Here is a 12,655-nt window from a genome sequence, read left to right as displayed (position 1 = left end):
ACGGCACTTGTCTCGACGCTCGAGGAATTAGCGTCTATGAACTTATCAAGGGAACTCGCCGCAGCACCTTGAGCTAAATGACTGCCTGGACAGCTGAGGCAGACAAGGTACTGGTGTTCTGACGGAGGCGCTGACGATGTTCTCCACGCAATTCCCCAGCAAGGAGTCGGCCCTTTTCCCACTCTTTCGGTTGTGGGGGGCTGGGCAAGCGACGCGGCGAAGGGCCGTGGTTTTTCGTGGGCGTCGACAAGCTGCGCTTCAACCTCAGCCTGGAGATCTGCCCCATGCACACATCTGACATTCGTCTCGGATTGCGCGAGAACTTGGGCCAGTTCTCGCTGCTCGTGCTGGTGAATGCCTTTGTCGGGGCGATGGTCGGACTTGAGCGCAGCATTTTGCCGGCCATCGCCGCGTACGAATTTCACGTCGCGGCGCGGGCAGCAATTCTCTCCTTCATCGTTGTCTTCGGCATCGCCAAGGCGCTGACCAACTACTTTGCAGGACGACTGTCCGATCGGTACGGCCGCAAGCATATACTGGTCGCCGGGTGGCTGGTGGCCGTGCCGGTGCCTTTCGTCCTGATGTGGGCACCCGATTGGAACTGGATCGTCGCTGCCAATGTCTTGCTAGGCGTCAGTCAGGGCCTTACCTGGTCCACCACGGTCATAATGAAGATCGACCTAGTTGGCCCCAAGCAACGCGGCCTGGCGATGGGCCTCAACGAATTTTCCGGCTATTTCGCCGTGGCGGGCAGCGCGCTCGCCACCGGCTGGCTGGCCGCCCGCTACGGGCTGCGCCCGGAACCGTTCTACCTGGGTGTCGTCTACGTTGCCTCGGGTTTGACACTCTCGGCTATGGCGGTTGGCGAAACCCGGCACTACGTGGCACACGAAGTGCAGGCGCACCACACCGAACATGAAGATGCGCTGCCCACCCAAGGCGAAATCTTCCGTCGCGCCTCGCTCACCGACCGCAATCTGTCGAGCATCAGCCAGGCGGGGTTGGTGAATAACCTCAACGATGGCATGGCGTGGGGTCTATTTCCGCTGGTCTTCGCTACCGCAGGCATGTCGCTTGCTCAGGTCGGCACGCTTGCAGCGATATACCCTGCCGTGTGGGGTATCACGCAGATTTTCACGGGAGCCCTGTCCGACCACATTGGCCGCAAGCAGTTGATCGCTTGGGGGATGTGGACGCAGGCGGCAGGCATTGCAATCACGGCATCAAGCAACGGCTTCCTGGGCTTCGGTGTGGGCGGCGTACTCTTGGGCGTCGGCACTGCGATGGTCTATCCGACGTTGCTGGCCGCCATTGGTGACGTGGCGCATCCTGCTTGGCGGGCCTCGGCCGTGGGTGTGTATCGGCTGTGGCGCGACCTGGGCTATGCAGTCGGTGCACTCCTGGCTGGTGTCACAGCCGACTTCTTCGGTTTGGCGGCTGCAGTGTGGCTGATCGCCGGACTCACCTTCTTGTCCGGCGTGATCGTCGTCGCGCGGATGAAAGAAACCCTGGTCAAGAGTGCCTCGTGAGCAACACACGGGCGAACGGCTATGAACGGCCGAAAAAGCGGCATGCGAGACGAGGCGTATTGCGGGTACGCGCAGGTTATATGCCCGGCGAGTTCTCCGAAGGTTTTGCAAGCAGATCGCGTTCGAATCGGCCATATCGCAATGCAAGTGTGGGTAAAACGAGAAGGTTCAGTGCCGTTGACGTAACCAGCCCCCCGAGAATCACGATGGCCATCGGCCCTTCAATCTCGTTGCCAGCGGCACCGCTGGTCAGCGCGAGCGGCACGAGCGCGAGTGCTGTCACGAGCGCTGTCATCAGGATCGGAATTAACCGTTCGGATGCGCCCTGCACTGCGGTCTCCGGTCCCCAGGTATGGCCATCCACGTGCACCAGGTGTTCGTAGTGACTGATCAGCATGATGGAGTTGCGCAACGAAATCCCGAAGAGCGGCACGAAACCTACCATGCCGCCTAACGACAGAGTACCGCCCGTGAGCGCTACGCTCAGGACGCCACCCACCAAGGCAAACGGCAGGTTGATCATTACCAGGACCACCCCTCGACGACTCTTCATCGCGAGAAACAACAGCATCGCAATGCCGAGGAGCGAAATCGCTCCGTACACGACCAGGTCATGCTGAGATTGTGTACGCGCTTCGTTCTCGCCCGTGAACACGGCATACGTTCCCGACGGCAACTTGATTTCCCGGCTCACACGCGCCTGCGCCTCCTTGACGAAATCACTGACCGCCCGGTTGCCGAGGTTGACTGAGACGGTTTGCATGCGTCGACCGTTGTCGTGCGTGATTTGATACCGGCCCGACACCTGACGTATCGACGCCAGGTCTCGAAGCGACACGGCAAGTCCATCCGGATTGCGCAACTTCAGCGCACCGATATCGTCAGGTGTCGCCCTGGCCGATGGCGCCAGGACGACGACGACATCGTATGTTCGGCTGCCTCGGTAGATCTGGGAGACGGTGGTGCCCTCATTCGCCGCCTGGATGGTGTCGAGCACGTCGAGCGGCCGGAAGCCCCAGCGGCTCAATGACTCGGGTTTGAGCCTCACTTCCAGCTCAGGAATGTCCGGGGGAGATTCGACCCGGACGCTTGCCGCACCACGAATCGAACCCAGTAGTTGAGCGATCTCCTGCGCCTTGCGGTCGATGACGTCGAGATTGTCGCCGAACACGTTCACGGCCACAGGCGCCGTCGCACCCGATATCGTCTCGTCGATCCGTTCAACGAGAAACGTATTGACCGAAGTCGTCAATCCCGGAAAGCGAGCGAGTGCCTGTTGGATGCGGTAGAGGGCCCAGCTTTGGCCAGTCGCGCTCATTGGCTCAAGATCGACCTCGAATTCTGAAAGCTGAACGCCGGTCGGGTCGACGACGCCATGGGCACGCCCCGCCCGTTGTGCGACCAACCGAACACCGGGCACCTTCATCAACACTTGCGACACTCGGGCGCCGACGCGCATCGATTCTGCAAGCGACGTGCCGGGCGCAAGCCCCATGTGCACGATATAGTGACCTTCGCGAAGTTCGGGGATGAAGTTGCCGCTCAGAAGCGGTAACGATCCGAGCGCGACGACGCACATCAGCCCAACGGCGATCATCACGGACTTCACGTGCTGCTCGACCGTCAGGAGCAGCGCTGCATAACGAGCCTTCAGGCGGGCAATCAGACGCGGCTCATGCTGTGGCAATGGCCCGCCTACCAGTAGCGCCAAGGCCAACGCGGGTGTGACGGTGAGTGCCACGCCAAGCGACGCGAGCACGGCCAGGATGTACGCAATACCAAGCGGCGCGAACAATTTTCCAGCGACACCCGATAACGTCAGCACCGGCAGGAAGATCAGCATCACGATGAACGTCGCGAACACCACGGCGCTGCGCACTTCAAGCGAGGCGCGCAGCACGACGCGATAGGCCGGCTGCGGCGTCGGGAGGGTCTGATTCTGCCGCAGCCGCCGATAGATGTTCTCAACGTCGATGATGGCGTCGTCGACCACTTCGCCCAGCGCGATCGCGAGCCCGCCGAGCGTCATGGTGTTCAGACTGACGCCGAATGCGGTCAGAACGATAATCGCAACGAGCAGTGACAGCGGAATCGCTACCGCTGAAATGACGGCCGTGCGCACATTGAGCAGGAACAGGAAAAGGACAGAGATCACAAGCGCCGCGCCAACGAGCAACGCAGTGCGGAGGTGGCTCAGCGCCGCATCGATGAAGCTGGCGGGCCGGAATACCTCGGCGTTGACCTCGACGCCTTGCTTCGCGAGAATCGGCTTGATCGACGCCAGCGATGTCTCGATGCCTTTTGTCACCTCGAGCGTATTGGTGCCATATTGGCTTTCCAGAACAACCATTACGCCGGGATGCGCCATGATCGATGCTGCGCCGACCGCCGGCGCAGCGCCCCACGCCACGGTGGCGACGTCCCCAATGCGGACGGCAGCACCATGGCTCCAATGCAGCACCACGTTGGCCAGCGTCTGCGGCTCGGCGATCTGACCGTCCGCGTTCACCGCGATACGCTGGTTGTCCCCCTCGATGAACCCGGCGCCCTTCACTCCCGTTGATGCTTTCGCGGCGGCGACCACGTCCTGGATCGATAGCCCATAACGTATTAATTTGGTCGGATCGACCTGGATCTGCATCTGCCGGGTCTGGCCACCGAAAACAATGGCATCGGCAACACCGGGAACGCTCATGAGTTGCGGTCGCAACGTCCACTGCGCGATATCGTATAGCGCCTGAAGTGAGCGCGTGTTGGATGTCAGGCCAATCGTTCGCACAACGCTTGTCGTCGTCGTCAGCGGCAACAGTCGTGGCGGATGGACGCCCGACGGTAGCGTCGCGGCCAATTCATTGACCCGCTCGGACACGAGCTGACGGACCTGCATCACATTCGTATGCTCGTTGAATACGAGCGTGATGGCCGACAGGCCCTGCATCGACCTAGATCGCATCGACTGGAGTCCGACAAGGCCGCCCAGACCGTTCTCCAGCCGCTGTGTCACGAGCGTCTCGACTTGCTCGCTGGTCAGGCCCGGTGCTTCTGTTTGCACGATGCTCATCGGCGGAGCGAACTCGGGAAAGACGTCGAGCTTCGCGCGCGTGAGCGAATAAACGCCATAACCGGCCGCGACGACGGCCAGCGCGTAAATGACGCCTCGAAAGCGCAGTGAAAAGCGAATGATCGCGTTAAGCATGAGGGAACGTATCGGTCGGTGCGCGTTGCGGTGGGCGAATTAGTCGTCGCACTCCGGAGGGTCTTTGCAGACGGTGGCGATACCTCGCGGCTTGAGTTCTTCGGAAAGCAGCAACTGCGCGCCTTGAATGACGACCTGATCACCGGCGTGGAAGCCCGGCGTATGGCTCACGCTGGGATCACCGTCGCCCGATCCGGGAACGAAGCGGCGCGTGAAGCTGTCAGGCGCGGTCTTGACATACGCCCACCGCTGTCCGCCATACCAGAGAACGGCGCCCCCCGGAACGACAAGTGACGCCTTCGCCGCGCCAGTTGCAGGAAGATTGGCGAGTGTTCGCGTGCCGGCCGGGAGCATCTGGGAGACGAGGTAAAGCCAAGGCTGGCCCTGAAGGGCAGGATCGGTGCTCGGCGCCGCCGAGAGTCGCTGCGCTGGCAACGTCTTGCCATCCGGCGAATCGACGGTAATCTGTGGCGGGGCATCGGTGCCGTTGCCCGCCGGAAGCGTGACACGCAGCACAGTCGCTTGCCCGGCCCGGAGATGCTCCATGACGCGGGATGTCGGTGCCTGCGCAGCCGCGGCAAGCGCCTCGCCGAATTGCTGGCGTAACGTCGCGCCGAGTCCGGCCACTGCGATCTTGGCGGAACGCAGTTTTGCGTCGTTCGCCCGCATCATGGCATTGGCATCTGAGACGGACTTGCGGGACACATTTTGATCATCTTCAAATAGTGTCCGACTCCGTGCATATTGGTCGCGCGAATTGTCCGCCTGCGCGGTGAGCGTGTCGAGATCCGCTTGCGCGGCGGCGAAGCGGCTGCGCAAATCGAAAAGGGGCTGCAAATCAAGCACTGTCGCGTAGGCCGGGCGCGTCTGTTCGCGTGGCGCGTCGATAAGCGATGTCACCTCGATATGGCTCGCGCGTTGAGCATCCGGCGCAACCACGACGACGGTTTCCCCGTTGACCGTACGTACGGAAGGTTGTGAAGTGTCCTTCACGGCAGTGCCGGCAGCCGACGGCTGAAGGGAAAGTGTCCGATAGACGTACCAGATGGCACCAGTTGCCAATGCGATCGTCGTGGCGCAGAGAATGATCCAACGTAGCTTCATTTGCGCAACTCCTTTTCAGTCACAGACGGCTTCAATGCGGGGGCGTCGCCAGTAAGAGGACGCTGCACGGCGTCTTCGAGCCGACCCGCCGCCTGTTGGGCACTGATGGCGGCATCGAGCCGGACGAGCTGATTCGTCTGGAAATCGGCACGGGCCTGTGCATAGGTCAGTCGGCCGGCATCCCCGGCCGCAAACGCCGCGGCCGTACTGTCAAGCCGTCGGCGGGCTGCTGCGAGGCGCGCGTCCTCGATGCGCAGCGTTTCCACGTTCGCCTGATAGAGGTCGAGCGCCCTGTCGATCTCGCCGAGTATCGTGTCTTGCAGTGCTGCCGTTCGCGCAGCCGCCTCCTTGCGATTCGCTTCGGCTTGAGCGATGCTGCCTTGGTTTTGATTGAAGATCGGCAGGTTGATACCGGCGAGACCGAACGCGATTTTGTGTGTGCCGGTGTCGTAGGTGTAGCCAGGCCCCAAATGAATGTCGGGATATTGCTTTGCCACTTCAAGCTGTAGCGCGGATTCGGCGGCGGCGTAGTCGGCAAGCGACATGCGCAGATCCGGACGATTGAGGATCGCCGCCTGACGCACATCGGCGTCGGGCGGTGCCGCCGGAATCATGCCGAACATTTGGAGATCGAGCTGAACAGCGTCCAGCGATCGCGTCGGAACACCGATGGCGGAGGCGAGTTGCGCGCGAGCGCCCTGCTCCGCGCCGCGAACTGTCGCGAGCTCTGCTTGTGCTTGCGTGGCTGCTACGATGGCAGCGTCGACGTCCGGTCCGGCGTTTTCGCCGACGGCACGGCGCTTCTCCACCATCGCGACGATCTCCCGGAGGGCATCGGCCTTGCGCGAGAGCAAAGTCGCCTTCTCACGAGCGGCGTATATCGCGAGCAGCGTATCGCGCACCCGTGCCTGCACTTTCCAAGCGGTGTTCATGACGCTCAACCGAGCGGATTCTGCAAGGTGTGCGGCCTGCTTGACCCGATAGCCTCGCTTTCCGGCAGTTTCTATGGGGATGTCGAGCGCAAGGCCCCACGTGTAGGCGGTCCCAGGCCCAGGATTCGGCGACGAGCGCTGGAACGGCAACTGCAACACGGGGTTTGGCAGCGCGTCGGCAACGTCGATTCCACTTTTTGCTGTCGCCCACTGGGCGCGTGCGACGCGGAGTTCCGGACTGAAATACCACGCCGCCAGCGTCAACATTGGGAGATTCCAGCTAGCCTGGGATGATGGCGGGACGTCGCGGCCCAGTTCGCGCCGCATGAATTCACGTAGGCCTTCATCGGAAAGCGTGCGCACCTCGAATTGGTGCGCGAGCTTCGCCGGCGAGATTGGCTGCGCGTGGTAGGTGGCGCAGCCTGCCAGACAAAGTAAAAGAATGAGCGGTGTTTGGCGCACGTCAGCACCCTCGCGTCTCGTTGCTGCCCAATGGGGCGGTCAAGGCGGGATGCTACGCAACGCGATGTGAAATTTTCGTCAAGAACGTCAGCGATTGAATGTCACGTCGCGTTGGCGGGTTAAACTACCGGGAGCCGCAGGGAGACTCGGGTCCCTTGGCCAAGTGCGCTGTCAACGGTGACCGGCCAGCCGTAACGCGCGCAGAGTTTCTGCACGATCGCCAGGCCGATGCCGAAGCCACGTGCGACGGATTCGGCTTGATCGCCGCGATAAAGTCGATCGAAAATGTGCGGCTGCGCCTCCTTGGCGATGCCGCTCCCGCTATCCTCCACGCACAATCGTCTGTCTTTCCACGCCAAGCGGATGTGACCGACATCGGTATAACGCACCGCGTTTTCGATCAAGTTGGATAATACGATCGTCAGCGCGGCGTCGTTGATGTCGACGCGTAGGTCCATTGGCACTTGGACAACGAGGTCGATATCCTTTGCCCGGATCCTTTCTGCAAATGGCTGAAGCACTTCCGTGACAAGTGAGGCAAGTGCCACAGGCTGTGTTGTTGAGGATGTTTCCTCGCGAGCCAATAGCAACAAGGCGCTGACCAGTTCCCGCATATGGTCTGCCGCGCGCTCGATCTGTGCAATCCGCGCACGTGCTCTGTCGTCGAGCCCCGGGGCTTGATCCAACAGTTCGCAGCTCGTTTTGATGGCGGTTAGCGGCGTGCGCAACTCATGGCTGACGTTGCCGGTGAACTCCTTTTCTCGCGCGACCATATCGGCCATGCGCCGGTGGTAGTCATTGAAGGCGTCGACAAGGCCGATCAATTCCTGCTCATCGAACTCGCCCGACTGGATTGAGGGCTCGGAATCCTGACGGAGCTTTGTGACCTGATTTGCCAGGTTGGCGACCTGACGAACTAACATGCCTGACAAGCCAAATGCCAGCCAGATCGCGACTAGCGCGAACACACCCGTGGTCGCCATGAGTGCGTTAATGACTTCTTTGAAATGTTTCTCGTAGACGCTGAAGTTATAGACTCGGTAGAGTCGTACGTGATTGAATGGGACAATGGTCACGTGGATTTCGCGCCCGTCGGCAATCAGTTCGTGCGTGCCGGGAGGAAGCTGAGCGACAGTGGTGGGCAGTGCCGGAGAGGAGCTGTCGGCCGCGGAGAGATAGCCGTTGAGGCGATCATCGAGAGGGGGTAACGTCGACGGCGCGGCTTCGTAACCTCGCACCACACTCGCGATATCGTCACGAATCAACGCGGTGATCAGTCGTTCTTCTTGCGCCTCTGCGAGAAGCCGGACACCGAGTGCTTGTGTCACCAGCAACACAATCGTGACGGCCGAGAATGCCAGCGCGACTTTCTTACGAAGACTGAGGTGCATTGGCGTTGCCAGTAGAGAGTCGATAGCCGAGTCCGTGAACGGTCTCGACGAGTTCCGCGTCGCCGGGCTTCGACAAAGCCTTGCGCAACATATAGATGTGGGTGCGCAATGTGTCGCTTCCTGGCGGTTCGCCTCCCCACACTTCCGTTTCGAGTTCCTGGCGCGTTAGCACTCGATCGGGCGCCAACATGAGCAAACGCAAAATGTGAAGGCATTTGGGTTGGAGCTTGATCGGGCGGCCGGCGCGCTCGACAGCGAGCGTCTGCAAATCGAGCGTCAGGTCGGCGAACCGCAGCGCCTGTGCGGCCACCCTGCCGCGATAGCGCTTAATCAATGCGTCGAGACGCGCGCCGACTTCCTTGAGCGAAAAGGGCTTGACGAGGTAGTCGTCCGCTCCGTGACTAAAGCCCATTAGTTTGTCATCGAGCGAATCCCTCGCGGTTAGCATGAGCACAGGCGTATCGCGATGCGCCTGCTGACGCAGCGCACGGCACAGTGCCAGCCCGTCCATACCCGGCAGCGAAATATCAAGCAGGATCGCATCCCAGGCGTCGGAAAGCGCGAACTTGAGTCCTGCGGGACCGTTCGCTGCGAGATCGACTTGAAAACCACGGCTTTCCAGGTAGTCGTAGACGTTCGCTGCAATGGCTGCGTCGTCTTCGATGATAAGTACTTTCATGTTGAGGTTGCTAACACTGCAATACTGGGAAACGGACGAACGGTACCCAAAGCGCCCTACCTGAGAACCGCTCCTCGCCTTCGTCAAACTCGCGCCAGTAGATCAGTTCCATTCCAGTTTTCCTATCCGACTCGCTTACCGTGTTGGTTGATGAGACCGATCAATGCTTCGCGATCGATCTCCCACAGCTCCCGACTTTCTTCTCGCGGCCCTTTGAAGTGATTGCAGGAATCGGCGAATACATCCAGAGTGACCATCGTCCCATTGCCTGGCAAAAGTACGGCGCGGTTGCTTTTGTCAAAATGTCCGCTCGACGACTCGTGAAAGTAGTCCACCAACACCAACTCGCCCTTCGGGCCGGGATTTTCGGTTGTAGCCATTACTATCCCCCTAACGTTTTCCTACATCAGAAGCTCAGGCTCCGCGACCAGAATTTCACGGGCCCACGGTTGCATATTGAACGGAAAATTAAGGCCATATGAAACGGACGACGCTCGGTATAGCACTCCCTTCCCTTCCAAGCCGCGCACGGCACCATCGTTAAGGCTGTAATCGATTGATGCCGCTTGGTTGCGGATATAGGGAACGAGAACTGCCTTCTCGTCTGGCGTAAGCGTCGTGAGCCACTTTCGTCTGACCTTTCGCATCCGTGCATCGCCGAGCCAGGAGCCGAGGACGTTGAAGATCCAAGTGAGTCCATGCGCGAGCAGATAAGCGCAGGACGCCAGCAACGCGACTCCGACCCACATTCGGTACTTCGTGAGAAAGTCGACGAGGCCCGCTGCGTCAACAAGATGTGCCGGAGCGTATAGCAGAGCCCCGCTAGCGAACGCGATGGCAAGTAGAGGCTTCACGGCAATTTGGCCAACTGCTTTTATACCCTCGGCGGCATCCCCGATCATGCCCATGTTAGCGTTTCCCCTTTTCCTATCCAGCCAGTGCCTGCTTCAAGGCGTAAGCACCGAGTGCCTTAATGGCATCAAACGTCAGCTCGATGCCCTTCTTCTTGGCGTTGGATTTAATCGAATCCCAGATTGACGATGACCGCATAGTATCGAGTAGATCGTGCCCGGACATCGTAAGCCTAGGCGCGGAACAAGCGAACGAGAAATGGTTGTCTGCCCCACGGAGCACATGAAGACCATCAACATATCCACTGTCGATTAGCAGTTCGAGATGCCCTGCGATTCGCTCTTCAATTTTCCGCCGCTCTCTGGCAAGAGCGTCATATGACTCCCAAGTCAGATCATCTGTCCACTTCGGCGCATCCGGAATATCTGCCAGCGCATCATTCCCGGCCTCTATGTCCGTCAGCTGTTTGCGCAGTAGGTCCCAGTCTCGCTTCATTGGCTTCCTCGTCACCCGCGACTAGCCAGGGCGCGCTCGATTTTCTTGTCGGTCTTGTACTGGCTCAGCGCATACACAGACCAGATCGCAGCCGGAATCCAACCGACGATCGTGAGTTGGAGAAGCAAGCAGATGATCCCCGCGAAGGGACGTCCGATCGTGAAAAATTGAAGCCAAGGCAAAATCAACGCAAGCAGCAGACGCATGTAGTTCCTCTTACGATGTCAGTCCCGGCTTCCGGCCGGTTCGGGGCGTTTCACGCCAGGCAAACCCTTACTCGCAGATCGAAATGATCTGGTTTAATTGCTCACAGGCGGCCAAAAAGACCTCCTGAGGTGCCTGCTTCCACGGATGCGGCTTCGCGCCGCGCGCCCGCCAGTCGAAGGACTTCGGCTGATGCCCCAAGACGTAGCTGGTGACGTTTTTCGGCCCCTTGAACTTGATAGCGAACGGATTGGTGTCGTTGTACTCTGCCGTCGTCATAGGCAGGCCGATGACGATGCTGGTTGTCTCGTTAAACGCTCTAGGCGACAGGACGAGCATCGGGTGCATATTCTTCATTTCTCGACCGACTTGTGGATTGCAGTCGATCCAGATGATGTCGCCGCGATCCGGTGCCCAAGCGACCTTCGACATCAAAAAGCCTCCGCGCCAACAGGGGACGCCGCCATAGCTTCTCCGCCATGCTTCGACAGGTCGAACTTGGCGAGCTTTTCAGCAAGGGTGAGCTTCCGAGGGCCGACAGGCTTCACGGTGACGCCAACCTCATCGGTTGTCACCTCCACCTCAAGACCGACCTCGAAGTGCGCCGAGCGCGCGACTGCGGCAGGAATCCGTACCGCCAAGCTGTTTCCCCATTGCTGAATAGTCAGTGTTGCCGTCTTTGCCATGATGATTCACCTCCATTACGTATCTACAAGTATAGACATAATCTTTCGGAGTTTCAACGCGTATCTACTTTTCGCATCATCAATCGATGGCTCAGGTACACGCAGCGCTGGCGGCAGCCTTTCGTGATCGCTGCCCGCAGGCTCACTTCTTCTCGAATTAGTCCGGAGGGCTGGAGTACGTTCGCCATTTCGATGCGGGCAATTTCGGAGATCCGCATCCCGCAGGTGAAGCCGAGCAGCAGAATAAGCGCGTCACGCTCGGGGTGCCGACTGGTGGCCTCGGTCACGCGGAGCAGGTGGCGGATTTGGGCAGGTTTGAGTGTCTTGGCGCGTTTGATGTGCATGGTTTCTCGGTCCTCGTAATGCGCTCGAAATTGAGCCTGTTACGAGAGAGAAACGCCGGGCGCTCCTTTTCACTATAAACGCCCGTGGTTTCTGCCGTCCTCGGAAAATGGCGCAGAAACCTCTCCCATGCTTCCTTGGTTTGTGGAAGCCCAGCGCCAACGAGAAAATTACAGGGAAGTGCGGGCGACACAAACTCTCGGAGATCTCGACTGATCTCGCGCAATAGCACACCGCCCCCGGCGACGGCAGTGACCACAAGCCCCCGCTTCGCAGCTGACAGTAAATCAGCGGCCAGCTCGCGATATCCGATGATTCTCGGCCGTGTCCCCTTGGGGCTTACGATGATCTCGGCAGCCGACCTAGCTATCGCTTCCGATCCAACATCATCTGTGAATCAGCGTCGGTGCACACTAGTCTTACTGTGTCAATAAACCAGCATTGACCGCTGAACAAAACGGACATCGCTGGATCCGGCGCGCGATGTATGCAGCGATACGCCAGCGCAGCGTGGTGATGGAATCAGCCACGTGGCGCTGCGTGCGCTGCGGACCCGCGTGGCACGTAATCCGAGGGTAAGGCAAATGGGTCGCGGATCGAGGAGTTTTTTTTACTGTCGCCTTGAATGAGGCGTTGAGCAACAAGAAACCCATAGGCGGCAATACACAGCGATGCATGGTGATGGAATCCACGCCAGCCACGTCCTTCGAAGTGTCCCAGGCCGAATTCCTGCTTGAGATCCTGATAATTCCGCTCGATACGCCAGCGCAGCTTGGCAACATG

14 protein-coding genes are annotated in these 12,655 nt (G+C 59.8%); 1 reads left to right on the top strand and 13 read right to left on the bottom strand.

Translation table 11 applies throughout. From position 1 onward, the window contains the following. Positions 1-284: 284 nt before the first annotated feature. The gene (locus tag A985_RS0116490; RefSeq protein WP_026132046.1) at positions 285-1,529 is read left to right on the top strand and encodes an MFS transporter; all 1,245 of its coding nucleotides are present in this window, start codon (positions 285-287) and stop codon (positions 1,527-1,529) included. Positions 1,530-1,605: 76 nt separating this feature from the next. Here A985_RS0116490 and A985_RS0116485 read toward each other — a convergent pair whose 3' ends face one another. From A985_RS0116485 to A985_RS29390, 13 genes are all read right to left on the bottom strand, one after another. Further along, on the bottom strand, positions 1,606-4,725 hold the full coding sequence (locus A985_RS0116485; protein ID WP_017234503.1) for an efflux RND transporter permease subunit: 3,120 nt from the start codon (positions 4,723-4,725) through the stop codon (positions 1,606-1,608). 39 nt (positions 4,726-4,764) lie between these two features. Next, entirely contained in the window at positions 4,765-5,829 is a 1,065-nt protein-coding gene (locus A985_RS0116480) for a hypothetical protein (RefSeq protein WP_017234502.1), read from the bottom strand. Beyond that, a complete protein-coding gene (locus A985_RS0116475) occupies positions 5,826-7,223 on the bottom strand; it encodes a TolC family protein (RefSeq protein WP_026132045.1) in 1,398 nt (465 codons plus the stop codon). The genes A985_RS0116480 and A985_RS0116475 overlap by 4 nt, the downstream gene beginning before the upstream one ends. Positions 7,224-7,342: 119 nt before the next feature. Then, positions 7,343-8,614 (bottom strand): HAMP domain-containing sensor histidine kinase, encoded by a 1,272-nt coding sequence (locus A985_RS0116470; protein ID WP_017234500.1) that lies wholly within the window; start codon positions 8,612-8,614, stop codon positions 7,343-7,345. Further along, positions 8,595-9,293, bottom strand: a complete 699-nt coding sequence (locus A985_RS0116465; RefSeq protein WP_017234499.1) for a response regulator transcription factor — start codon at positions 9,291-9,293, stop codon at positions 8,595-8,597. Before A985_RS0116465 ends, A985_RS0116470 begins: the two co-directional genes overlap by 20 nt. Before the next feature lie 122 nt (positions 9,294-9,415). Then, positions 9,416-9,673 (bottom strand): hypothetical protein, encoded by a 258-nt coding sequence (locus A985_RS0116455; RefSeq protein WP_017234497.1) that lies wholly within the window; start codon positions 9,671-9,673, stop codon positions 9,416-9,418. Between the two features lie 21 nt (positions 9,674-9,694). Next, positions 9,695-10,201, bottom strand: coding sequence for a superinfection exclusion B family protein (locus A985_RS0116450; protein WP_017234496.1), 507 nt, complete (start codon positions 10,199-10,201; stop codon positions 9,695-9,697). A gap of 19 nt (positions 10,202-10,220) precedes the next feature. Beyond that, complete coding sequence (locus A985_RS0116445; RefSeq protein ID WP_017234495.1) at positions 10,221-10,640, bottom strand: DUF2513 domain-containing protein; 420 nt, start codon at positions 10,638-10,640, stop codon at positions 10,221-10,223. A gap of 11 nt (positions 10,641-10,651) precedes the next feature. Then, positions 10,652-10,846: a YqaE/Pmp3 family membrane protein gene (locus A985_RS0116440; RefSeq protein ID WP_017234494.1), complete on the bottom strand. Its 195-nt coding sequence runs from the start codon at positions 10,844-10,846 to the stop codon at positions 10,652-10,654. Positions 10,847-10,913: 67 nt separating this feature from the next. After that, positions 10,914-11,276, bottom strand: a complete 363-nt coding sequence (locus A985_RS0116435; protein WP_017234493.1) for a type II toxin-antitoxin system PemK/MazF family toxin — start codon at positions 11,274-11,276, stop codon at positions 10,914-10,916. Next, positions 11,276-11,530, bottom strand: coding sequence for an AbrB/MazE/SpoVT family DNA-binding domain-containing protein (locus tag A985_RS0116430; RefSeq protein WP_017234492.1), 255 nt, complete (start codon positions 11,528-11,530; stop codon positions 11,276-11,278). Before A985_RS0116430 ends, A985_RS0116435 begins: the two co-directional genes overlap by 1 nt. A 53-nt stretch (positions 11,531-11,583) precedes the next feature. Next, a complete protein-coding gene (locus tag A985_RS25880) occupies positions 11,584-11,874 on the bottom strand; it encodes a tyrosine-type recombinase/integrase (protein WP_017234491.1) in 291 nt (96 codons plus the stop codon). A gap of 520 nt (positions 11,875-12,394) precedes the next feature. After that, positions 12,395-12,655, bottom strand: a 261-nt coding sequence (locus tag A985_RS29390; RefSeq protein WP_232424653.1) for a transposase, incomplete at its 5' end; no start/stop codon positions are given.

This window comes from Pandoraea sp. B-6, assembly GCF_000282835.1.
GTDB lineage: Bacteria > Pseudomonadota > Gammaproteobacteria > Burkholderiales > Burkholderiaceae > Pandoraea > Pandoraea cepalis.
This window is presented reverse-complemented; position numbering and strand designations above follow the sequence as displayed.